This window comes from Streptomyces sp. NPDC001714 (assembly GCF_042892755.1).
GTDB lineage: Bacteria > Actinomycetota > Actinomycetes > Streptomycetales > Streptomycetaceae > Streptomyces.
Map to the genome: position 1 here is coordinate 12,284 of NZ_JBIAUL010000023.1, position 22,729 is coordinate 35,012.

Genomic DNA, 22,729 nt, shown 5'->3' on the forward strand with positions numbered 1-22,729 from the left:
ATAGCCTCCGGTAATGGCCGATGGACAGTGGTATCCCCCCGAGTGGCCGGACCGCATCCGCGCACACGCGGAGGGCACCCTCGTGCCGGTGGCCCCGAAGCGTGCGGCCACCGTGCTGCTCCTGAAGGACACCCCGGACGGTCCCGTCGTCCACATGCTGCGCAGACGCGCCTCCATGGCCTTCGCCGGAGGCGCGTACGCGTATCCGGGCGGCGGCGTCGACCCGCGCGACGACGACCACCAGGTCCGCTGGGCGGGCCCCACGCGCGCGTGGTGGGCCGCCCGGCTCGGCGTCGACGAGTCGGGCGCCCAGGCGATCGTCTGCGCGGCCGTCCGGGAGACGTACGAGGAGGCGGGTGTGCTGCTCGCCGGTCCCGCCCCGGACGCCGTCGTCGGCGACACCACCGGGGACGACTGGGAGGCCGACCGTGCCGCCCTGGTCGCCCGCGACCTGTCCTTCGCCGAGTTCCTGGACCGGCGGGGCCTGGTCCTGCGCTCGGACCTGCTGGGCGCCTGGACGCGCTGGATCACCCCTGAGTTCGAGAGCCGCCGCTACGACACCTGGTTCTTCGTCGCCGCGCTGCCCGCGGGCCAGCGCACCCGCAACGCCTCCACGGAGGCCGACCGCACGGTGTGGATCCGCCCGGCGGAGGCCGCCGTCGGCTACGACAAGGGCGAGCTGCTGATGATGCCGCCCACCATCGCCACCCTGCGCCAGCTCCTGCCGTACGCGACGGCAGCGGAGACGCTCGCGGCGGCGCCCGCGCGGGACATGACCCCGGTGCTGGCCCGCGCCCGGGTGGCGGACGGCGAGATCGTCCTGAGCTGGCCGGGCCACGACGAGTTCACCAAGCACATACCGACCGACCTGACGACCGGTGGAGCCTGACCATGACGGACGCAGCAGCCCTGCCCGGCCAGCCGCGCGGCGGAGTCCTCCCGGGCCCCGCCACCGCGCGGGCCGTCAACGTGCTGGCGCCCAACGCCTCCGCGATGACCCTGGACGGCACCAACACCTGGATCGTCGCGGAGCCCGACTCCGACCTGGCCGTGGTGATCGACCCGGGTCCGCTGGACGACGGCCATCTCAAGAACGTCGTCGACACCGCCGAGAAGGCCGGTAAACGCATCGCGCTCACCCTCCTCACCCACGGCCACCCGGACCACGCCGAGGGCGCCGTGCGTTTCGCGGAACTGACCGGCACGCGCGTGCGTGCCCTCGATCCGGCGCTGCGGCTCGGCGACGAGGGCCTGGCGGCCGGTGACGTGATCACGACCGGCGGGCTGGAGCTGCGGGTCGTGCCGACCCCGGGCCACACCGCCGACTCCCTGAGCTTCCACCTGCCGGCCGACCGCGCGGTCCTGACCGGCGACACCATCCTGGGGCGCGGTACGACGGTCGTGGCGCACCCGGACGGCCGTCTGGGCGACTACCTGGACTCGCTGCGCAGGCTGCGGTCGCTGACGGTCGACGACGGCGTCCACACCGTCCTGCCGGGCCACGGGCCCGTCCTGGAGGACGCCCAGGGCGCCGTCGAGTTCTACCTCGCCCACCGGGCCCACCGGCTGGCGCAGGTCGAGACGGCCGTCGAGAACGGCCACCGCAGCCCCGCCGAGGTCGTCGCCCACGTGTACGCCGACGTGGACCGCTCGCTGTGGCCGGCGGCGGAACTGTCGGTACGCGCCCAGCTGGACTACCTGACGGAGCACGGGCTGATCCAGTCCGAGCTCCAGCCCGAGTTCTGGTCCGAGCTCTAGTCCGTCTAGGCCGAGCCCTCGGGCCGGCGCGCCTTCACGCCGTGCACGCGCGCGTACTCGGTGGCGAGCCAGGGGCCCAGGTCGTCGACGTACGAGCGCAGTACGACGCGGTCGCCGACCGGCTCGTACCCGGACTCGGCGGCGCGGCGCAGTTGCTCGGCCCGTTCCGGGTAGTAGCCGGCGAACGCGTCGGCCATCTCGTGCAGATCGCTGGTCCAGCCGTTCCAGCGGGGCATGACGAGGGTGAAGGCGGTGCGGACCAGACGCCGTGACATGAAGCGCACCAGGGGCCGCAGGGCCTCCTCGGTGTCGCCCGCGGCCGCGATCCGCTCCCGCCAGCGCGGCAGCAACCCGGCCAGGTCGCCGTTGGTCTCGCGGGCGAGCAGCGAGTCGGGGCGGTACCGGGGCAGGAGCTCGGCGAGGTCCTCCCCGAGCAGCGGGGTGCACAGGCAGGCCACGAACCAGCCCCCGTCGTACCGCTCGTCCTCGCTGAGCAGCCGTTCCCGTGAGTCGAGCAGGATCCCGACCCCGTCGATCTCAGGGAACTCCTTGTCGACGGCCTCGGCGAGCGCGTCGGCCGCCGTCCGGTCGGCGTCGGTCGGCTCCGCCCGCAGGACGGCCAGCAGATCCAGGTCGCTGCGCCCCACCCGCGCGGTGCCGCGCGGGATCGAGCCGTAGAGGTAGGCGCTGTCCAGCCGCGCCCCGAAGACGTCCAGGAGCCGGTCGCGGGCGGCGGCGACCACGGGGCGGAAGACGTGCGGCACGCGCGCGTGCGAGCCCTCGCGCTCGATGAAGCCCAGGGGGTCGAGGCCTCTGGACGGGACCGTTTCAGGCATGGGGCAACCATCTCTGAGCCCGTCCGGCGACTGAGGACGAGGCCGGAGGCCGATGATGCGGGAGTCTGGGGGCGGCAGCCCCCAGAAATCCGGCGCCTACCGGGACCGCTTCGCCAGCCGCTCGACGTCCAGCAGGATCACGGCCCGCGCCTCCAGGCGCAGCCAGCCGCGCTGGGCGAAGTCCGCCAGCGCCTTGTTCACGGTCTCGCGGGACGCGCCGACCAGCTGGGCCAGCTCCTCCTGCGTGAGGTCGTGGACGACGTGGATGCCCTCCTCGGACTGCACGCCGAAGCGGCGGGAGAGGTCCAGCAGGGCGCGCGCGACCCGGCCAGGAACGTCGGAGAAGACCAGGTCGGACATGGCGTCGTTGGTCTTGCGCAGCCGGCGGGCGACGGCACGCAGCAGGGCGGTGGCCACCTCGGGGCGCGCGTTAAGCCAGGGCTGGAGGTCGCCGTGGCCGAGGCCCAGCAGCTTGACCTCGGTCAGCGCGGTGGCGGTCGCCGTGCGCGGGCCCGGGTCGAACAGCGACAACTCGCCGATCAGCTCGCCGGGGCCGACGACGGCGAGCATGTTCTCGCGGCCGTCGGGGGAGGTGCGGTGAAGCTTGACCTTGCCCTCGGTGACGACGTAGAGCCGGTCGCCCGGGTCGCCCTCGTGGAACAGGGAGTCGCCACGGGCGAGGGTCACCTCACTCATGGAGGCACGCAGCTCCGCGGACTGCTCGTCATCGAGCGCCGCGAAGAGCGGGTTACGCCGCAGAACGTCGTCCACGAGTTCTCTCCTTGTCGACCTGCTCAGGGGATCTTGCTCCCCCTTGGTACCAGGGGACCGTGCTCCCCATTTTGCCGGACCGTCCAAACAGTGTGATCTGTCACAAGGATGCCGCACAGGTGTGCCTGGGTAAGCGGCAGGGGTCCAATCGGGGGCTGATCTTCCGGGTCCGGGGCGGATGTCGGTGCCGGGCTTTAGGCTGGCCGGGTGTCCAAATCGCCGGTGAGAGCACAGGCCAAGGGGGCTGGGCGGGTGGTTGTACGAGGTGATTCCGCTGTGGGCGAACAAGGGTCCGATGCCGTCTCCGGTGAACCGAAAAAGGCGGCAAAAGCGGCGAAAGCCGTGAAGAAGGCGCCGGCCAAGACGGTGGCCAAGAAGGCGGTGGCCAAGAAGGCGGTGGCCAAGAAGGCGGTGGCCAAGAAGGCGGCGGTCGAGAAGGCCGCCGCCGAGAAGCCGCAGCCGACCGGGAAGCCCGAGTCGCCGACCGCGCTCGTCCGCCGGGCCCGTCGGATCAACCGCGAGCTCGCCGAGGTCTACCCGTACGCCCACCCCGAGCTGGACTTCGAGAACCCCTTCCAGCTCCTGGTCGCCACGGTGCTGTCCGCCCAGACCACCGACCTCAGGGTCAACCAGACCACCCCGACGCTGTTCGCGAAGTACCCCACCCCCGAGGACCTGGCCGCCGCCAACCCGGAGGAGGTCGAGGAGATCCTGCGCCCCTGCGGGTTCTTCCGGGCCAAGACCAAGTCGGTGATAGGGCTCTCCAAGGGGCTTGTCGAGCAGTTCGGCGGCGAGGTGCCGGGGCGGCTCGACGACCTCGTCAAGCTGCCCGGCGTCGGCCGCAAAACCGCGTTCGTCGTGCTCGGCAACGCCTTCGGGCGCCCCGGCATCACCGTGGACACGCACTTCCAGCGCCTGGTCCGGCGGTGGCGGTGGACCGCGGAGACCGACCCCGACAAGATCGAGGCGGCCGTCGGCGCGCTGTTCCCCAAGAGCGACTGGACCGACCTCTCGCACCACGTGATCTGGCACGGCCGTCGGATGTGCCACGCCCGCAAGCCCGCCTGCGGCGTCTGCCCCATCGCCCCGCTCTGCCCGGCCTACGGGGAGGGCGAGACCGACCCGGAGAAGGCGAAGAAGCTGCTCAAGTACGAGAAGGGCGGCTTCCCCGGCCAGCGGCTCAAGCCGCCGCAGGCGTATCTGGACGCGGGCGGCCGGCCGGCGCCGCCGCTGGGCGCCGTATCAGGGACATGACCCAGGGGCCCTCTCAGGGACGGAGAACGGAACGATCAAGGAGACTTCGGGCGTTGGAGCGGGCAGGACGGGGGAGCAGGGCAGGACGGGGGATGCCATGACACACAGCAGCAGGGCGCAGACGGACGGTCCACGCGGGGGCGTGGTGCTCAGCAAGGAGGGCCTGCCCGAATGGCTGGGCCCGGTGGTGCGGGCCGCCGAGACGGTCCAGCCGCTCCAGCTGAGCCGCTTCCTGCCGCCGGAGAACGGGGCGGGGCGGCAGTCGGCCGTGCTGATCCTGTTCGGCGAGGGAGCGCAGGGCCCCGAGCTGCTGCTGATGGAGCGGGCCGGTTCGCTGCGCTCGCACGCCGGGCAGCCCTCCTTCCCCGGTGGCGCCCTCGACCCCGAGGACGGCGACCCGAAGGCCGACGGGCCGCTGCGGGCCGCTCTCCGCGAGGCCGAGGAGGAGACCGGGCTGGATCCGGCCGGCGTCCAGCTGTTCGGGGTGCTGCCCAGGCTGTACATCCCGGTGAGCAAGTTCGTGGTCACCCCGGTGCTGGGCTGGTGGCGCGAGCCGACGCCGGTGGGCGTGGTCGATCCGAACGAGACGGCGCGGGTCTTCACCGTCCCCGTGGCGGATCTCACGAATCCGGCCAACCGGGCCACCACCGTGCACCCCAGCGGCCACCGAGGTCCGGCATTCCTGGTCGAATCGACCCTGGTGTGGGGGTTCACGGCCGGGGTGATCGACCGACTGCTGCACTATGCGGGATGGGAGCGCTCCTGGGACCGCGAGAAGCTGGTCCCGCTCGACTGGCGGTCATGACAGGGTGTCCACCGTGCTGTGTCATCCGGGGGACGCCGTGTCCGATTGCCGCTTCGCGGCGGGCCGGGCCCCCGGATGACCTGTAGAGACCGCGAAGCGACGAGGCGAGGCTTGACTCGGTGAACGTGCTGGACATCCTGTTGCTGGTCGCCGCCGTGTGGTTCGCGATCGTCGGCTACCGCCAGGGGTTCGTCGTCGGCATCCTGTCGGTGATCGGCTTCCTGGGTGGCGGGCTCGTCGCCGTGTACGTCCTGCCGGTGATCTGGGACGCGGTGACCGACAACGCCGAGGTGGGCACGACCGCCGCGGTCGTCGCCGTGGTCGTCGTCATCGTCTGCGCCTCCGTCGGCCAGGCCCTGACCACCCACCTGGGCAACAAGCTGCGCCGGTACATCACCTGGTCCCCGGCCCGCGCCCTGGACGCCACCGGCGGCGCGCTGGTCAACGTGGTGGCGATGCTGCTGGTCGCCTGGCTGATCGGCTCCGCCCTCGCCGGCACCACCCTGCCGACGCTCGGCAAGGAGGTACGCAACTCCAAGGTGCTGCTCGGGGTGTCCAGAGCGCTGCCCAACCAGGCCGACACCTGGTTCGCGGACTTCTCCGCGGTCCTCGCGCAGAACGGCTTCCCGCAGGTCTTCAGCCCCTTCGCGAACGAGCCGATCACCGACGTCTCGCCGCCCGACCCGGCCCTCGCCAACAGTGCGGTGGCCACCACCGCGAAGCAGTCCATCGTCAAGGTGACGGGCACCGCGCAGAGCTGCGGCAAGATCCTGGAGGGCACCGGCTTCGTCTTCGCCGACCGCCGCGTCATGACCAACGCCCACGTGGTCGGCGGCGTCGACGAGCCCACCGTCCAGATCGGCGGCGAGGGGCGCAAGTACGACGCCAAGGTCGTCCTCTACGACTGGCAGCGCGACATCGCGGTACTGGACGTGCCGAACCTGCGGGCCAAATCCCTGAAGTTCTCCGTCAAGGACGCGGACACGACCGACAGCGCGATCGTCGCCGGGTTCCCGGAGAACGGCTCGTACGACGTCCGGCCCGCCCGGGTGCGCGGCCGGATCACGGCCAACGGCCCGGACATCTACCACCGCGGCACCGTCCGCCGTGACGTCTACTCGCTGTACGCGACCGTCCGCCAGGGCAACTCCGGCGGCCCGCTGCTCACGCCCGAGGGCAGGGTGTACGGGGTCGTCTTCGCGAAGTCACTGGACGACGCAGACACCGGGTACGCCCTCACGGCCGGCGAGATCCGGGCGGACATCGCCCGGGGCCGTACCGCGAGCCAGCAGGTGGGCACCGACAGCTGCGCCCTCTAGGAGCCCCGTCCGGGTACTACGGGGTCCTTCGGGGTGTCAGCCGCGGGTATGGCGCAGACGTACCGAGACCCAGCGGGCCCGGCGGCGCAGGATGTGCGGAATCCCCACCCTGAGGTCCGTGCCCGGCAGCTGCGGGGCGGCTCCTCGGTAGGGGTTCGGGCCGCCTGTCGTACGGCGGTTGCGGGGTGCGTCACTGTAGTCGTGCGTCCAGCCCATACCCCGACGTCTGCCCCTGCCCCAAGGTCGATAACCTCCCGCGCGCCCCCCAATCGGCCTATGCGCCGGGCATGTGGCCGTTCGTAGAACAGGTGTGCAGATCCGGATACCGGGCGCATCGGCGCGGTCACCGATCGGGTTCGGGTTCTTTCAGCCAGTTGACCAGTTCGGGGGTGCCCACCGGGTCCTCCTCGTGCGGGCTGTGCTGTCCGGGGGATGACCCCCCGGACCCCCGGCCGGTCGGAGCGCAATGTCACTTCAACGGTCCGGCTCCGGATCCTTGAGCCAGTTGACCAGCTCGGTGGAGAACGCGACCGGGTCCTCCTCGTGCGGGAAGTGCCCGAGCCCGTCGAACAGCCGCCAGCGGTACGGCGCTTCGACGTACTCGCCGGAGCCGGCCGCGCTGCGGGTGCGGGTGACCGGGTCCAGGGAGCCGTGCAGATGCAGGGTCGGGACGCGTACCGGGCGCTTCATCCTGCGGTTGAACTGGATGCCGTCCGGGCGCGCCAGCGAGCGCACCAGCCAGCGGTACGGCTCGATCGAGCAGTGCGCGGTGGACGGGATGCACATGGCCCGCTGGTACGTCTCCACGGCCTCGTCGTCCGGCAGCCGCGGCCCGGACCAGTCCCGCATGAGCCGCCCGACCAGTGCCCCGTCGTCGGCGGTGAGCTGCCGCTCGGGGATCCAGGGCCGCTGGAAGCCCCAGATGTAGGAGGCGGCGGCGGTCTGCCGGCGGTCCCGGAGCATCGCCGAGCGCCAGCGCCGCGGGTGCGGCATGGACACCACCGCGAGCCGTCGTACCAGCTTCGGGCGCATCGCGGCCGCCGTCCACGCCAGGTAGCCGCCCAGGTCGTGGCCGACCAGGGCGGCGTCCGGCTCACCCAGGGAGCGGATCACGCCGGTGATGTCGAGGGCGAGGTTCGCCGGGTCGTAGCCGCGCGGGGTGCGGTCGCTGCCGCCGACGCCGCGCAGGTCCATGGCGACGGCCCGGAAACCCGCGTCGGCGAGCGCGACCAGCTGGTGCCGCCAGGTCCACCAGAACTGGGGGAAGCCGTGCACCAGCATGACCAGCGGTCCGTCGCCGAGCTCGGCGATGTGGAAGCGGGCGCCGTTCGCGGCGACGTCCCGGTGCGTCCAGGGGCCCTCCAGCCGTACGGCCGAGGGAGCGGGGTCCGTCATGACGACGAGCGTCCCACAGCCGCCTCGATGGCGCGCACGTCGTCCTGGGGGAGTTCCGGGCGCGGATGCGGTTTGGCGTTCTGCAGGACGCCCGCGGTCTCCTTCATGGACGCGGCCACCTTCTGCGGGCCCTGCCCCTTCTTGGCCTTCTTCGCGAACACCACGCCGATCAGCGCGAGGACGACGGCCACCAGGACGTTCGCCGCGAAGGAGAGCAGGAAGCAGATCGCGAGATTCCAGTGGCTCCAGGTCCGAATGCCGTACGCCAGCGCGAAGTTGAGCATGGGCAGGGAGAACAGCAGCAGCACCCCGGCCGCCGAGAACGCGCCGCCGCTCGTCGCGCCCCGCTTGACGTCCTGCTTCAGCTGGGCCTTGGCCAGCGCGATCTCGTCGTGCACCAGCGCCGACATCTCGGCCGTGGCCGAGGCGAACAGCTGGCCGATGCTGCGTTCGGCACCGACCGGGCTGCCGTCGGGTGCGCTCATCGCGGTCTCCCTCTGCGTCTTCGTCATCGTCGTCCTGCACCGGTTTTCTTGCACCGGTCGTCCTGGACAGGTCTTCCTGCACCGGATTCTTGTACCGGTCTTTTTGTGCCGGTCTTTTTGTACCGTCTCGTCAGATCATGCCGGACGGCCGCCCTGCTCGCCTGCCCCGTCCGGCACTTCGGCAAGCGCGTCACGCCCGCCGGCCCCCTAGGAGGCGGCCTTCTCCTTTGCGATCCTGCGGTGTTCGGCGGCCTTCCGCTCGTAGATCTCCGCCATCCGCAGGTGGTAAGCCGGGTCGTCCTGCTCGTACACGTCAGGGATGCCGTCGAGGTCGTCGTCCCGCTCCTCGGCCTCGACCAGCCTGCGGTAGCGGGTGTTGCGTATCTTCAACAGCACGGTGGCGCACAGGGCCGCGATGAGCGATCCGGCGAGAACGGCGGCCTTGGCCTCGTCCGTGAGGACGGCGTCACCCGCGAAGGCCAGTTCGCCGATGAGCAGCGAGACGGTGAAGCCGATACCGGCCAGCGAGGACACCGCGAAGACGTCCGCCCATTCGAGGTCGTCGCTGAGCGAGGCCCGGGTGAAGCGGACGGTCAGCCAGGTCCCGCCGAATATCCCGACGGTCTTGCCGACGACCAGCCCGAGGACGACCCCGAGCGTCTCCGGCTTGGTGAAGACGTCCCCGAGCGCCCCTCCGGACACCGTCACGCCGGCGCTGAAGAGCGCGAACAGGGGCACGGCCAGTCCCGCCGACAACGGCCGCACCAGATGCTCGATGTGCTCGCCGGGGGAGTGCTCCTCGCCCTCGCGGGTGGTGCAGCGCAGCATCAGGCCCATGGCGACACCGGCGATGGTCGCGTGCACGCCGCTGTTGTACATCAGCGCCCAGATCACGACCGCGAGCGGCACGTACACGTACCAGCCGCGCACGCCCCCGCGCAGCAGCAGCCAGAAGACGGTGAGGCCGAGGACCGCGCCGCCGAGCGCGGCGAAGTCGATGCGTTCGGTGAAGAAGATCGCGATGATCAGGATCGCGAACAGGTCGTCGACGACCGCGAGGGTGAGCAGGAAGGCGCGCAGGGCGCCCGGCAGCGAGGTGCCGATCACCGCCAGCACAGCCAGCGCGAAGGCGATGTCGGTGGCCGTGGGCACTGCCCAGCCCTGCGTGGAACCGCCGCCGGAGAGGTTGGTGAGGGTGTAGACGAGCGCCGGTACGGCCATCCCGCACAGCGCGGCGACCACCGGGAGGACGGCCGCCTTCGGGTCCCGCAGGTCGCCGGCGACCAGTTCGCGCTTGAGCTCGATGCCGGCGACGAAGAAGAAGACGGCGAGCAGGCCGTCGGCGGCCCAGTGGGCGACGGAGAGGTCCAGGCCGAGGGCGCCGGGGCCGAAGTGGAAGTCGGCGACGCTCTCGTAGCTGTGGTGGAGCGCGGGTATGTTCGCCCAGACCAGCGCGGCTATCGCGGCGACGAGCAGCAGCACACCGCCGACGGTCTCGGTCCGCAGCGCGTCCGCCACGATGGTCCGCTCGGGCAGTGAGAGCCGGCCGAGGACCTTTTGGACGGGGGCGGTGCGGGGCGCGGACACGGGGGACCTCCGGTCGGTGGGCAGGACAGGGCTACTTGCCGACCAGACTTCCCGGCACACCTTGAGGCCACGTTACTTTGCTTAGTTTGCCTAAGGTGTGGTGGGAGTTGTCAGGTGAGTTTCACGGTAGGTGCAAAAAGGGCGCCCGGCGCGTTTCGCGCCGGGCGCCCTTTCAGGGCCGTGCCGGTCGGGGTCAGTCCTCGCTGGGCGCCGCGGGCAGCTTCGCCTGGATGAGGTCCATGACCGTCGAGTCGGTCAGCGTCGTGACATCGCCGAGCTGGCGGTTCTCGGCGACATCGCGCAGCAGCCGGCGCATGATCTTGCCGGAGCGGGTCTTCGGCAGCTCCGCCACCGGCAGCACCCGCTTCGGCTTGGCGATCGGGCCGAGCGTGGCGCCCACGTGGTTGCGGAGCTCGTCGACCAGCCCCTCGTCCTCGGCGTTCGCCGTGCCGCGCAGGATCACGAAGGCGACGATCGCCTGACCGGTCGTCTCGTCCGCCGCGCCGACCACGGCCGCCTCGGCGACCGACGCATGGGACACCAGCGCCGACTCCACCTCGGTGGTCGAGATGTTGTGCCCGGAGACGAGCATGACGTCGTCCACCCGGCCGAGCAGCCAGATGTCACCGTCGTCGTCCTTCTTCGCACCGTCACCGGCGAAGTACTTGCCCTCGAACCGGGACCAGTACGTGTCCAGGAACCGCTGGTCGTCGCCCCAGATCGTGCGCAGCATCGACGGCCACGGCTCGGTCAGCACCAGGTAGCCGCCACCGCCGTTCGGTACCTCGTGCGCCTCGTCGTCGACGACCGTCGCCGAGATGCCGGGCAGCGGGGTCTGCGCGGAACCGGGCTTCGTCGCGGTGACTCCCGGCAGCGGCGAGATCATCATCGCGCCGGTCTCGGTCTGCCACCAGGTGTCCACGATCGGCGTCCGGTCGGCACCGATGTGCTTGCGGTACCAGATCCACGCCTCGGGGTTGATCGGCTCACCGACCGAGCCGAGCACCCGCAGGCTGCTCAGGTCGAACTTCGCGGGGATGTCGTCGCCCCACTTCATGAACGTGCGGATCGCCGTCGGCGCCGTGTACAGGATCGTCACCCCGTACTTCTGCACGATCTCCCAGAACCGGCCCTGGTGTGGGGTGTCCGGGGTGCCCTCGTACATCACCTGCGTCGCGCCGTTGGCCAGCGGCCCGTACACGATGTACGAGTGGCCGGTCACCCAGCCGACGTCGGCCGTGCACCAGTACACGTCCGTCTCCGGCTTGAGGTCGAACACCGCCCAGTGCGTGTACGACGCCTGGGTGAGGTAGCCGCCCGAGGTGTGCAGGATGCCCTTCGGCTTACCCGTCGTACCGGACGTGTAGAGGATGAAGAGCGGGTGCTCGGCGTCGAACGCCTCCGGCGTGTGCTCGGCCGACTGCCGCTCGACGATCTCGTCCCACCACACGTCCCGCGAGTCGTCCCAGGCCACTTCCTGCCCGGTGCGGCGCACGACCAGCACGTGCTCGACGTTGTCCACCTTGCCGATCGCCTCGTCCACGGCCGGCTTGAGCGCGGACGGCTTGCCGCGCCGGTAGCCGCCGTCGGAGGTGATGACGACCTTGGCGTCCGCATCCTGGATACGGGTGGCGAGCGCGTCCGCCGAGAAGCCGCCGAACACCACGGAGTGCGCGGCGCCGATCCGGGCGCAGGCGAGCATCGCGATCGCCGTCTCCGGGATCATCGGCATGTAGACCGCGACCCGGTCGCCCTTCTGAACTCCGAGCTCCAGCAGGGCGTTGGCCGCCCTGGAGACCTCGTCCTTCAGCTCGGCGTAGGTGATCGCACGGCTGTCGCCGGGCTCGCCCTCGAAGTGGATGGCGACCCGGTCGCCGTGCCCGGCCTCCACATGCCGGTCCACGCAGTTGTACGCGACGTTGAGCTCGCCGTCCTTGAACCACTTGGCGAACGGCGGGTTCGACCAGTCCAGCGTCTCGGTCGGCTCCTTGGCCCAGGTCAGCCGGCGGGCCTGCTCGGCCCAGAAGCCGAGCCTGTCAGCCTTGGCCTGTTCGTACGCCTCGGCCGTGACATTGGCGTTCTCGGCCAGGTCAGCGGGCGGCGCGAAGCGTCGCTCCTCCCTCAAGAGGTTGGCCAGGCTTTCGTTGCTCACGACATCTCCCTTTCGAAGGGTGTCCGTTGTGTCCCAGGCCACAGCTCATCAGACCTGGGGCCCCGGTGACAAGGGCCGCCGAATAATTGGTTTAGACCTATCAGGATCGGCGAGGCGGGGTGGGGCCGGGGCTGACGGGGTGAGGCGGGGTAGGGCCGGGGGGGTGCCCCGATCGGGCGTGCCGAGCCTGCCAGTGCCGGCCCGTCGTGGCACACAGGGGCATGCCGGACTCGCCCATGCCGGCCCGTACAGGCCGGTGCGTCCCCGACCGGCCCGACCGGCCCGGCCGCCCTTTCGCTCACGCCGGGCTGGGCAGCTCCTCCGTACCGGGTACCCCCTGGAACACCCCTCCCTCTCCGTCCCCACCGTCCCGGCTCAGCAGGTACGCCTGCGCCTCGCCCACATGGAAGTACATCCCGTGCAGCTGCAGCTCACCGGCGGCCAGCGCCCGCGCCACCGAGTCGTGCGCCCGCAGGTGCTCCAACTGCTGGACCACGTTGGTCAGGCACAGCCGCTCCACCGTGTCCGCCGCCACCCGCCCGGCCAGCCGTGCTCCCGCTCCGCCCTCGTCCGCCAGCCGTGCCAGGCTCGGCAGCCCGTGTCGCAGCCACCGCCCGAGCGGGGTCGCCGCACCCCCGGTCCCGGAGCCGAGCAGCGCCTGCATCGCCCCGCACCCGGAGTGCCCGCACACCGTGATGGACCGCACCTTCAGCACGTCCACCGCGTACTCGATCGCGGCCGCCACCGAGTCGTCGCCGTTCTCCTCACCCGGAAGAGGGACCAGATTGCCGACGTTGCGGACCACGAACAGGTCACCTGGGCCACTGGAGGTGATCATCGAGGTGACGAGCCGGGAGTCGGCGCAGGTGAGGAAGAGCTGCGACGGCCGCTGCCCCTCGCGCGCCAGCCGGGCCAGCTCGTCCCGGACCAGGGGCGCGGTGTGGCGCTGGAACGCGCGGATCCCGCGGGCGAGTTCATGACCCGCACCGGCCGATCTCCCGAGCCGGCGCTTGAGGCCGTCACCGTGACCCGCGTGCGGCTCGGGGTGGCGACCGTACTCCGGGTCGTGCCCGTACTCCGGTGAGCGGACGCCCGCGCGGCAGCCGGTCAGTTCGGCGGAGCCGCCCTGTGCGGTGTGGGCCCTGCGCCAGTCCCGCAGTGACTCGTACGCCGCGTGGTCCATGAACGAACCGTCCAACTCCACTACGGCGTGGGCGCCTTGGGGTACGAGATGCAGGACTCTGCTGAGCCGGGGCACCGCGAGGAACGTCAGCTGTCCTCTTACGTGTACGTGATGGACTCCTCCCTTCTCTTCGTGGGTGATGCGGGTCCGGGCGAGGCGGTGCAGGGCGAGGGCGACGGCCACGGCGACCCCGAGGACCACGCCCTCCAGGACGCCGAGGAGAACCACCCCGAGCGTGGTGACGGCGTACACCAGCACTTCGCGGTGGCGGGTCACCGTGCGGATGTGGTGCAGGGACACCATCTGGATGCCGACGGCCATCACCAGGGCGGCGAGCGAGGCGAGCGGGATGAGATCCAGGACGGGGACCATCAGCAGCGCGGCGACTACTACGAAAACGCCGTGCAGCATCGTGGAGTTCCGGCTCTCCGCACCGGATTGCACATTCGCCGAACTGCGCACCGCGACCCCCGCGACCGGCAGCCCGCCGAGCGCCCCCGACACGATGTTGGCCGCGCCCTGACCGAGCAGCTCCCGGTCCAGGTCGGAGCGGCCGAGCCGGGACTGGGGTCCGGTGCGGCCTGCCACCAGCTTGTCCACGGCGACCGCGCCCAGCAGCGACTGCACGCTGCACACCAGCGTGGTGGTGAGCACTGCGGCGACGAGGCCGAGCGCCGGCCCCTCGGGCAGCCCCGCCAGGGCATGGCTGCTCCAGGACGGCAGGTCGACCCGGGGCAGGGTGAGCCCGGTGAGCGAGGCGGTCGCGGTGGCACCGGCGACGGCGACCAGGGCGGCCGGGACGGTCCCGAGCAGGCGGCCCGCCCTGCCCGGGATCCTGGGCCAGCCGAACAGCAGGGCCAGGGTCAGCGCGCTCACCGCCACCGCGGCCGGGTGCAGGTTCGCCAACTGGGCGGGCAGCGCCCGTACGTTGGCGAGGACCGAGCTCTGCGGGGTGCCGCCGAGGACGATATGCAGCTGGGCGACCGCGATGGTGACGCCGATACCGGCGAGCATGCCGTGCACCACCGCCGGGCTGACGGCGAGCGCGGTGCGGGCCACCCGCAGGCAGCCCAGGCCCAGTTGGGCCAGTCCGGCGAGGACGGTGATGCCGCAGGTGGCCTGCCAGCCGTACCGGTGGATCAGGTCGGCGGTGACCACGGTGAGTCCGGCGGCGGGGCCGCTGACCTGGAGCGGGCAGCCGCCGAGCCGGCCGGCGACCAGGCCGCCGACGGCCGCCGCCACCAGGCCGGCCTGGAGCGGGGCACCGGTGGCGAGGGCGATGCCGAGGGAGAGCGGCAGGGCGATCAGGAACACGGCGACGGACGCGGACAGGTCGGCGCCCGCGACGGGGAGGCGTCGGCGCGGAGGCGTCGGCGCGGGCGGGTGCTGCGGCCGGTCAGCGCCGGTGACGGCCTTGGGAGTTGCGGCTCGGGCCAGGCCGAGGCTCTCGGGGTGGGTGGGTACGCAGGCTGATGACATGGTTCCCGTCTCCTCCGGGCAGTGCGGTCGCGGATCCGGGGCCCTCACCTGGGGCGGGGGCCTCGGTCGCGGCCATGGGTCACGGCGTGCAGTGGCGGGATGAATCAACGCTCGGTAAACGAATCGTAATGCAGAGTAAAGGTCAGGCATGGATTTTCTGCGCAAATGGGGCACCTTCTCACCTCCATGGGTGAAGTGAGCAGTTCATCGGCTTGTCGTATTAATCCCTCTCTCGGTCCTATGCGACCTTGGCCGGGCTGTCGGCAGATACCCGGCACATCGCCATAAAACGCCGTCACCGGCGTTCGCCGAGAGAAGGAAGAAGGTGAGCGGAATTGGCCGCCACCCAGAGGATTGCGGTCGGCGCCGTGGCCGCCGCGGCCTGTGCCGCGTCGGTCGCCGGTTGCGCGACCGGTACGAACTCCGAGCAAGGGGCGTCCGGGCCGGAGAAGGGAGCGCCGGCGCCCCAGAGTGTGGTCCGTCTGATCGGCGACGGGTCCACCGCCTACACCGGGGCGCAGCCGCATCTGCCCCGGCCCGAGCGGCTCAAGGCCGGTGAGAAGCCTCCGCAGTTCGTGGTGTTCTCCTGGGACGGTTCGGGCGAGGACAGCCAGAAGCTGTTCTCGCACTTCCGCAAGGTCGCCAAGGAGAACCACGCGAACATGACGTTCTTCCTCAGCGGCGTCTACATGCTGCCCGAGGAGAAGCGTGACCTCTACCGGCCCCCGCAGCACTCGCCCGGCAGCTCCGAGATCGGCTTCAACGACGAGCAGGGCATCGCCGACACGGTCAAGCAGCTACGGCTGGCCTGGCTGGAGGGCAACGAGATCGGCACCCACTTCAACGGGCACTTCTGCGGCCCGGACGGCGGGGTCGGCGAGTGGTCGGTGGCCGAGTGGAAGAGCGAGATCGCCCAGGCCAAGCAGTTCGTGAAGACCTGGAAGACCAACACGGGCATGAAGAACGCCGCACCGCTGCCCTTCGACTACGACAAGGAGCTCATCGGCGCCCGCACCCCCTGCCTGGAGGGGCAGAAGAACTTCGTGAAGGCGGCGAGCCAGTTGGGCTTCCGCTATGACACCAGTGGTGTCAACGACCAGGTCTGGCCCAAGAAGCGGGAAGGGCTGTGGGACCTGTCGATGCAGCTCGTCCCCTTCCCCGGCCACTCCTACGAGCAGCTGACCATGGACTACAACTTCATGGTCAACCAGTCCGGCACGTCGACCCAGGGTGACCCCGACAAGTACGACTACTGGGGCGAGCAGATGCGCGACGGGCTGCTCCAGGGCTTCAACCGGGCCTACAACGGCAACCGCGCACCACTCGTCATCGGCAACCACTTCGAGTCCTGGAACGGCGGCACCTACATGCGTGCCCTCGACGAGGTGGTCGCGGACGTCTGCAACAAGCCCGACGTGCGCTGTGTCTCCTTCCGTCAGCTGGCCGACTGGCTGGACGCCCAGGATCCGCAGGTCCTGAAGAGGCTGCGCACCCTGAACGTGGGCGAGGCACCGCGGCAGGGCTGGGAGGCCTTCCTGTCCGGCCGTCCCGCCCCGGCACCGAAGGGGGTGCCCGGGGCGCCGGCCGTCAAGTCGTAGGCACAGGACCGAAGTGGCCGTCCGTCAGACGGGGGCGGCCACTCCCTCGCCGAGCACGAAGCCGGGGTCGATCTGCGCCGCCAGGTCGGTCCCGGTGCGCTCGTTGCCCCACGACAGGGCGTTCTTCAGGTGGAAGTGGACCATCTGCCGGGTGTAGCGCTCCCAGTCCCGCAGCTCGTACGTCGCGTCGGTGGCCACCTTGAGGGCGCGCAGGGCGCGGGAGTTGGGGTCCTCCAGGAGCTCGAACCGGGGCGGGCGGCCCTTCTCCATGGCGCGCACCCAGTCCGAGTGCCCGACCGTGACCAGCAGGTCGTCCCCGACCTCCGAGCGCAGGAAGTCGATGTCCTCCTGCCCCTGCACCTTGTTGCCGACGACCTTCAGGACGACGCCGAAGTCCCGGGCGTACTCCTTGTACTGGCGGTAGACGGAGACCCCCTTCCGGGTCGGCTCGGCGACGAGGAACGTGATGTCGAAGCGGGTGAACATGCCGGAGGCGAAGGAATCCGACCCCGCCGTCATGTCGACCACGACGTACTCGTCGGGGCCGTCGACGAGGTGGTTCAGGAACAGCTCCACCGCTCCTGTCTTGGAGTGGTAGCAGGAGACCCCCAGGTCGGCGTCCGTGAAGGGCCCGGTGACCATCAAACGGACGGCGCCGCCGTCGAGTTCCACCGGCCGCGCGCAGGCGTCGTACACCGGATTGGGCTCCCGTACCCGGACCAGCCGCGAACCCTCGCCTGGCGGGGTGGTCTTGATCATCGTCGCGGCGGAGGCGATGCGCGGGTTGTGGCCGCGCAGGTACTCCTTGATCAGGGAGAGCCGCTCGCCCATCGCGGGCAGTGCCTCCGCCTCCGTCTCCTCGAGGCCGAGCGCGGGGCCCAGATGCTGGTTGATGTCGGCGTCGACGGCGACGACCGGCGCGCCGCCGGCCGCGAGATGGCGGATGAACAGGGAGGAGAGCGTGGTCTTGCCGCTGCCGCCCTTCCCGACGAAAGCAATTTTCATGTTCACGAAGGGTAGTCGGCCGATAGCTGTGCGTGGCACATGGAGTGAAGAAGACCACTCCTTCGTGGAGCCCCAGGGCGGGGTGCGTAGTGTCGTACTCATGAGTACGACAGGTGCGACCGCCGATCCGCTCGCGGCCCTGGGGTCGCTGCCCGGGGTGGCCGAGTCCGTGGAGTCCGTGCGCAAGGCCGTGGACCGGGTCTACGGGCACCGGATCATGCGGCGCCGCAGCAACGCCGTCACCTCGGAGGCCGCGCTGCGGGCCGCCCGGGGCAGTGCCGCGCTGTCCGGTGCCGACTGGGCGCTGGAGGAGGTGCGGCGGCGCTCCGACTTCGGTGGGAACGACGACGCGCGCGTGGTCGGCGCGGCCCTGCGGCTGACCGCGGAAGCGGGCCAGCTGCTGTCCATCTGGCGGCAGTCGCCGCTGCGCGTGCTGGCCCGGCTGCACCTGGTGGCGGCCGCGACGGACGATGACGAGGTCGGCAGGCCGCGCCGGGCCGGCGAGGGCGTCGACGAGCCGCTGGTGGAACTGGAGCTGCCGGACGCCGACGAGGTGTCGGGGCGCCTGGAGGGGCTCTCCGAGCTGATCGTCGCGGGGAGCGAGGCGCCCGCACTGGTGACGGCCGCGGTGGTGCACGGCGAACTGCTCGCGCTGCGGCCCTTCACCTCGTGCAACGGGCTGGTCGCCCGCGCGGCCGAGCGGATCGTGCTGATCGGCAGCGGTCTCGACCCCAAGGCGATCTGCCCCGCCGAGGTCGGCCACGCCGAGCTGGGCCGCGCTTCCTATCTGGCGGCCCTGGACGGCTATGTCTCCGGAACTCCGGAAGGGATGGCGGCCTGGATCGCGCACTGCGGGCGCGCGGTGGAACTCGGCGTGCGCGAGTCGACCGCGGTCTGCGAGGCGCTGCAGCGCGGGGCGGCGTAGAGCCCGGGCGGAGGGCGGCGCGGGGCCTGGGAAAAGGGTTGCGGCGGTACGATTTCTCGTACCGCCGCTGGCATGACTCACCGGGTTACCAGGCGTCCTCGATATGTCGCCCATCAGGTCGGGTACTTTGCCCGTCACCTGGTGCGGCTGGCCCGTAATCGACGGGTCGACGTCGCGTGGGTGCCCGATGTCCATGCTGGGTCCGTGGGGCCAAATGCGTTTTAAAGGTGATCCTCGCGGATGTCCTTTGGTCTCGCGGGCCGCTAACCCCTTTGTACTGCAAGCCCGGAGCAAGCGGAAGTCCTGCCCTCAGTTCTTTACTTTTAGGTTCAAAGACGCATCAAAGGGATGCTGATGGGGCGAACGGGTGAATGAGGTCGGGAGCGGCCGGTTCAGGCGACCGTGCTCCGGCGCCGGCTCGCGTACCAGACCAGGCCCGCGGTGGCGGCCGCCGCGCCTATGGCCGCCGCGGCGACCAGGGCAGGGCGCGGGGGCGCGGAGATCCGCTGTTTGAGCCGTACCGGCCGGTTGAAGTTCAGGATCGGCCACCCGCGGGCGAGGGCCTCGCGGCGCAGCGCGCGGTCCGGGTTCACGGCGTGCGGATGCCCGACGGCCTGGAGCATCGGCACGTCGGTCGCCGAGTCGCTGTAGGCGTAGCAGCGGTCGAGGTCGTACCCCTCGGAGGCGGCCAGCTCCCGGACGGCCTCGGCCTTGGTCGGCCCGTACGCGTAGTACTCCACCTCGCCGGTGTAGCAGCCGTCGTCGCCGACGACCATGCGGGTGGCCACCACGCGGTCGGCACCGAGGAGTTCACCGATCGGCTCGACCACCTCGGCGCCCGAGGTGGAGACGATGACGACGTCCCGGCCGGCCCTGTGGTGCTCCTCGATGAGGGAGGCGGCCTCGTCGTAGATGATCGGGTCGATCAGGTCGTGCAGGGTCTCGGCGACGATCTCCTTGACCTGCTGGACATTCCAGCCACGGACGAGACCGGACAGGTATGCGCGCGTGCGCTCCATCTGGTCGTGGTCCATACCGCCGACCAGGAACACGAACTGGGAGTACGCGTTGCGCAGCGCCGCCCTGCGGTTGATCAGACCGCCTTGGTAGAACGACTTGCTGAACGTGAGCGTGCTCGACTTCGCAATGACCGTCTTGTCCAGGTCAAAGAAGGCTGCTGTGCGGGGCAAGGAGTGGTTTTCCACGCCCCCGAGCATAGGCGCCCACCATTCGGCGTAAGGTGGGGCGCGTGGGTTTGCCTGAGAGGGCTCTCGGGTACACCATGGAAGTCACGGATCGTTCGCGACCGTGCTAACCCGGTCCGGCTCCTCCCCCCCCGAGTCGGCCGTGGAGACGACCCCCACTCTCCCCCCCGGTGGGGGTCGTCGCATGTCCGGGTGGGTTTTCCTCCTCTCTTGCGGGCCGTGAGGCCTCGGCCGGGCGGCTTCGGCCGCCCTCTTGGCGTACCCATGATCCGTCACGCTGGGTAGTTGTAGCGCTGCGCTGTGGAAGTCGCACCCGCCCCAGAACGGGCCTCACCGGTATGGGTGACGGCGATATTCACAACCATCGAGTCGTCCACAGTTTTGGACCAAGATCCACACGATTTCCGGGTTCGCTGCACCGTGATTCCAGCGCGCTCCGGCGGCGGCGAGTTCATGGCCGGGTTCCGTTTGTCGGGCGCCAATGGCCGGTTTCTGTCGGCCGTGCATATGGAGCCGCTTGCCGGTTCTTCACACGTTTGGGAATCGCATGGCCGCAGGGGCCATGCGTGAGAACGCAGCCAAGGGGGAAGCTCACGTGGCCGGAACTGTCACCCAGGACCCGCCGTCCGCCGCCTCGGGACGGCCCGGACGCCCGATGATCGTCACCGAGGACGCCGAACTCCTCGACGACCTGTTGCGCCTGTGCGCCGCGGCCGGAGCCAAACCGGAGGTCCACCACGGCCCACCGGAACGCGGCGGCTGGGAGTCCGCCCCGCTCGTCCTGGTCGGCGACGACGCCGCCCGACGGGTGCGCGGGGCCGCGCGCCGACGCGGGGTGGTGCTGGTCGGCCTCGACCAGGACGACCCCGACGTGTGGAAACGGGCCGTGGAGATCGGCGCGGACCACGTCCTGATGCTGCCCGACGGCGAGCAGTGGCTCGTGGACCGGATCGCCGACGTCGTCGAGGGTGTGGGCCGCCCGGCCCTCACCGTCGGCGTGATCGGCGGCCGGGGCGGGGCCGGCGCCTCCACGCTGGCCTGCGCGCTCGCCGTCACCTCCGCGCGGGAGGGAGTGCGCACCCTGCTCGTGGACGCGGATCCGCTGGGCGGCGGGATCGACGTCCTCCTCGGCGGCGAGACCGCCGAGGGCCTGCGCTGGCCCGCCTTCGCCGCCTCGCGCGGCCGGCTCGGCAGCGGCGCCCTGGAGGAGTCGCTGCCCGAACTGCACTCACTGCGGATCCTCAGCTGGGACCGCGGCGACTGCGTGGCCATCCCGCCGCCCGCCGTCCGCGCGGTGCTCGCCGCCGCCCGGCGGCGCGGCGGCACGGTCGTCGTCGACCTGCCACGCCGCCTGGACGACGAGGTCGCCGAGGTCCTCACCCAGCTCGACCTCGCGGTCCTGGTGGTCCCCGCCGAACTCCGCGCCGTCGCGGCCGCCGGACGGGTGGCGGCCACCGTCGGCATGGTCGTACGCGACCTCAGGGTGGCGGTACGGGGGCCGTACGCGCCCGGTCTGGACGACCGCGAGGTGGCCCGGCTGCTCGGCCTGCCGCTGGCCGGCGAAGTACCCGCCGAACCCGGCCTGGCCCGCCCGGGCCGGAAACCGCCCGGGTCCGTCGCTCGCGGACCGCTGGCCCGCTTCTGCAAGGGCTTCTGGGAGCGCACGCTGGTCGAGGCCGGTGGTGTCGCGTGAGGCCGGGCAGCGCGGACGCGGACGGCCCGGCCCTGCTCGACGGGGTACGGCGCTGGCTCGCCGAGAGCGGCGCCGAACCGACACCCGCGCGGGTGGCCCAGGCGCTGCGCGCCCAGGGGCGGGTACTCGGCGACGCCGAAGTCCTCGGCGCGGCCGAGCGACTGCGCTCCGAACTGGTCGGCAGCGGTCCCCTGGAGCCGCTGCTGGCCGACCCCACGGTCACCGACGTCCTGGTGACCGCCCCGGACCGGGTCTGGGTGGACCGCGGCGGCGGCCTCGAACTCACCCGGGTCACCTTCCCGGACGCGGCGGCGGTACGGCGTCTCGCGCAGCGGCTGGCCGCGGTGGCCGGTCGGCGCCTGGACGACGCGCGTCCCTGGGCGGACGCCCGGCTGCCCGACGGCACCCGTCTGCACGCGGTCCTGCCCCCGGTGGCCATCGGCTGCACCTGCCTGTCCCTGCGGGTCGTCCGTCCACAGGCGTTCACCCTCGACGAACTGGTCGCGGCCGGAACCGTGCCCCCGGGCGGTGACCGGATCCTGCGGGCGCTCATCGCGGCCAGGCTGTCCTTCCTGGTCAGCGGTGGCACGGGCACGGGCAAGACGACCCTCCTGAGTGCCCTGCTCGGTCTCGTCGGCCCGGGCGAGCGGATCGTGCTCGCCGAGGACTCGGCGGAGCTCAGGCCCGAACATCCGCACGTCGTACGGCTGGAGACCAGACCCGCCAACCAGGAGGGTGCCGGCCTCGTCACCCTGGAGGACCTGGTCCGGCAGGCCCTGCGGATGCGGCCCGACCGGCTCGTCGTCGGCGAGGTCCGCGGGCCCGAGGTGGTCCACCTGCTGGCCGCGCTCAACACCGGCCACGAGGGCGGCTGCGGCACCGTGCACGCCAACGCGGCCGCGGACGTACCGGCCCGCCTGGAAGCCCTCGGCACGGCCGCCGGGCTCGACCGGGCCGCCCTGCACAGCCAGCTGGCGGCCGCGCTGTCGGTGGTGCTGCACCTCGTACGGGACCGCGCGGGCCGGCGGCGGATCGCCGAGGTGCACGTCCTGGAGCGGGACTCCTCCGGGCTGGTGCGGACGGTACCGGCGCTGCGCTGGGACGCGGCGGAGTTCGCGCGGGAGCAGGGGTGGGAACGGCTGCGGGGGCTGCTTGGGAAGAACGCGACCTGTCCATGAGCTCGTCCGGCCGGTGAGCTCTGTCCGACCCGTGAGCTCCGTCCGGTCTGTGGGTTCCATTGGTTCTGAAGTGACGTCAGTGATCCATGAGTTGAAAGGGG

18 protein-coding genes and 1 pseudogene are annotated in these 22,729 nt (G+C 71.3%); 9 read left to right on the forward strand and 10 right to left on the reverse strand.

What is annotated here, in order from left to right:
* The first annotated feature begins 13 nt into the window (after positions 1-13).
* On the forward strand, positions 14-889 hold the full coding sequence (locus ACFY0P_RS42490) for an NUDIX hydrolase (protein ID WP_388926417.1): 876 nt from the start codon (positions 14-16) through the stop codon (positions 887-889).
* Between the two features lie 2 nt (positions 890-891).
* A complete protein-coding gene (locus ACFY0P_RS42495; protein WP_388926420.1) occupies positions 892-1,758 on the forward strand; it encodes an MBL fold metallo-hydrolase in 867 nt (288 codons plus the stop codon).
* Positions 1,759-1,763: 5 nt separating this feature from the next.
* Here ACFY0P_RS42495 and ACFY0P_RS42500 read toward each other — a convergent pair whose 3' ends face one another.
* Both ACFY0P_RS42500 and ACFY0P_RS42505 read right to left on the reverse strand, forming a co-directional pair.
* Positions 1,764-2,594, reverse strand: a complete 831-nt coding sequence (locus ACFY0P_RS42500; RefSeq protein WP_388926423.1) for a nucleotidyltransferase — start codon at positions 2,592-2,594, stop codon at positions 1,764-1,766.
* A gap of 96 nt (positions 2,595-2,690) precedes the next feature.
* Positions 2,691-3,365, reverse strand: coding sequence for a Crp/Fnr family transcriptional regulator (locus tag ACFY0P_RS42505; protein WP_018547939.1), 675 nt, complete (start codon positions 3,363-3,365; stop codon positions 2,691-2,693).
* A 276-nt stretch (positions 3,366-3,641) separates the two neighbouring features.
* Here ACFY0P_RS42505 and nth point away from each other — a divergent pair, with 276 nt between their 5' ends.
* From nth to ACFY0P_RS42520, 3 genes are all read left to right on the forward strand, one after another.
* Complete coding sequence (gene nth / locus ACFY0P_RS42510) at positions 3,642-4,619, forward strand: endonuclease III (protein ID WP_388926426.1); 978 nt, start codon at positions 3,642-3,644, stop codon at positions 4,617-4,619.
* A gap of 97 nt (positions 4,620-4,716) precedes the next feature.
* Positions 4,717-5,424 carry an NUDIX hydrolase gene (locus ACFY0P_RS42515; protein WP_388926429.1) on the forward strand — a complete coding sequence of 236 codons (708 nt, stop codon included), beginning with the start codon at positions 4,717-4,719 and terminating at the stop codon, positions 5,422-5,424.
* 119 nt (positions 5,425-5,543) lie between these two features.
* Positions 5,544-6,743 carry a MarP family serine protease gene (locus tag ACFY0P_RS42520; RefSeq protein WP_388926432.1) on the forward strand — a complete coding sequence of 400 codons (1,200 nt, stop codon included), beginning with the start codon at positions 5,544-5,546 and terminating at the stop codon, positions 6,741-6,743.
* A gap of 36 nt (positions 6,744-6,779) precedes the next feature.
* Here the strand turns inward: ACFY0P_RS42520 and ACFY0P_RS42525 are convergent, their stop codons facing one another.
* From ACFY0P_RS42525 to ACFY0P_RS42550, 6 genes and pseudogenes are all read right to left on the reverse strand, one after another.
* Positions 6,780-6,959 carry a hypothetical protein gene (locus tag ACFY0P_RS42525; protein WP_388926435.1) on the reverse strand — a complete coding sequence of 60 codons (180 nt, stop codon included), beginning with the start codon at positions 6,957-6,959 and terminating at the stop codon, positions 6,780-6,782.
* Positions 6,960-7,217: 258 nt separating this feature from the next.
* Positions 7,218-8,138, reverse strand: a complete 921-nt coding sequence (locus ACFY0P_RS42530; RefSeq protein ID WP_388926438.1) for an alpha/beta fold hydrolase — start codon at positions 8,136-8,138, stop codon at positions 7,218-7,220.
* Positions 8,135-8,623, reverse strand: a complete 489-nt coding sequence (locus ACFY0P_RS42535; protein WP_388926441.1) for a phage holin family protein — start codon at positions 8,621-8,623, stop codon at positions 8,135-8,137. Before ACFY0P_RS42535 ends, ACFY0P_RS42530 begins: the two co-directional genes overlap by 4 nt.
* Before the next feature lie 135 nt (positions 8,624-8,758).
* A pseudogene (nhaA, locus tag ACFY0P_RS42540) lies at positions 8,759-10,210 on the reverse strand (Na+/H+ antiporter NhaA).
* 193 nt (positions 10,211-10,403) lie between these two features.
* Positions 10,404-12,362, reverse strand: coding sequence for an acetate--CoA ligase (gene acs, locus ACFY0P_RS42545; protein WP_388926444.1), 1,959 nt, complete (start codon positions 12,360-12,362; stop codon positions 10,404-10,406).
* Positions 12,363-12,660: 298 nt separating this feature from the next.
* A complete protein-coding gene (locus tag ACFY0P_RS42550; RefSeq protein ID WP_388926447.1) occupies positions 12,661-15,024 on the reverse strand; it encodes a SulP family inorganic anion transporter in 2,364 nt (787 codons plus the stop codon).
* Between the two features lie 335 nt (positions 15,025-15,359).
* Here ACFY0P_RS42550 and ACFY0P_RS42555 point away from each other — a divergent pair, with 335 nt between their 5' ends.
* The gene (locus ACFY0P_RS42555) at positions 15,360-16,622 is read left to right on the forward strand and encodes a hypothetical protein (protein ID WP_388926450.1); all 1,263 of its coding nucleotides are present in this window, start codon (positions 15,360-15,362) and stop codon (positions 16,620-16,622) included.
* A gap of 24 nt (positions 16,623-16,646) precedes the next feature.
* Here the strand turns inward: ACFY0P_RS42555 and ACFY0P_RS42560 are convergent, their stop codons facing one another.
* A complete protein-coding gene (locus ACFY0P_RS42560; protein WP_388926452.1) occupies positions 16,647-17,627 on the reverse strand; it encodes an ATP-binding protein in 981 nt (326 codons plus the stop codon).
* Positions 17,628-17,727: 100 nt separating this feature from the next.
* On the opposite strand from ACFY0P_RS42560, the gene ACFY0P_RS42565 reads away from it, so the two are divergent.
* Positions 17,728-18,552, forward strand: a complete 825-nt coding sequence (locus tag ACFY0P_RS42565) for an oxidoreductase (protein ID WP_388926455.1) — start codon at positions 17,728-17,730, stop codon at positions 18,550-18,552.
* A gap of 392 nt (positions 18,553-18,944) precedes the next feature.
* On the opposite strand, the gene ACFY0P_RS42570 is transcribed toward ACFY0P_RS42565, so the two are convergent.
* Complete coding sequence (locus ACFY0P_RS42570) at positions 18,945-19,769, reverse strand: HAD family hydrolase (protein WP_388926458.1); 825 nt, start codon at positions 19,767-19,769, stop codon at positions 18,945-18,947.
* Between the two features lie 583 nt (positions 19,770-20,352).
* Between ACFY0P_RS42570 and ssd the strand changes: the two genes are divergently transcribed.
* Both ssd and ACFY0P_RS42580 read left to right on the forward strand, forming a co-directional pair.
* On the forward strand, positions 20,353-21,450 hold the full coding sequence (gene ssd / locus ACFY0P_RS42575; protein ID WP_388926461.1) for a septum site-determining protein Ssd: 1,098 nt from the start codon (positions 20,353-20,355) through the stop codon (positions 21,448-21,450).
* Positions 21,447-22,628, forward strand: a complete 1,182-nt coding sequence (locus tag ACFY0P_RS42580) for a TadA family conjugal transfer-associated ATPase (protein WP_388926464.1) — start codon at positions 21,447-21,449, stop codon at positions 22,626-22,628. Before ssd ends, ACFY0P_RS42580 begins: the two co-directional genes overlap by 4 nt.
* Positions 22,629-22,729 lie beyond the last annotated feature (101 nt).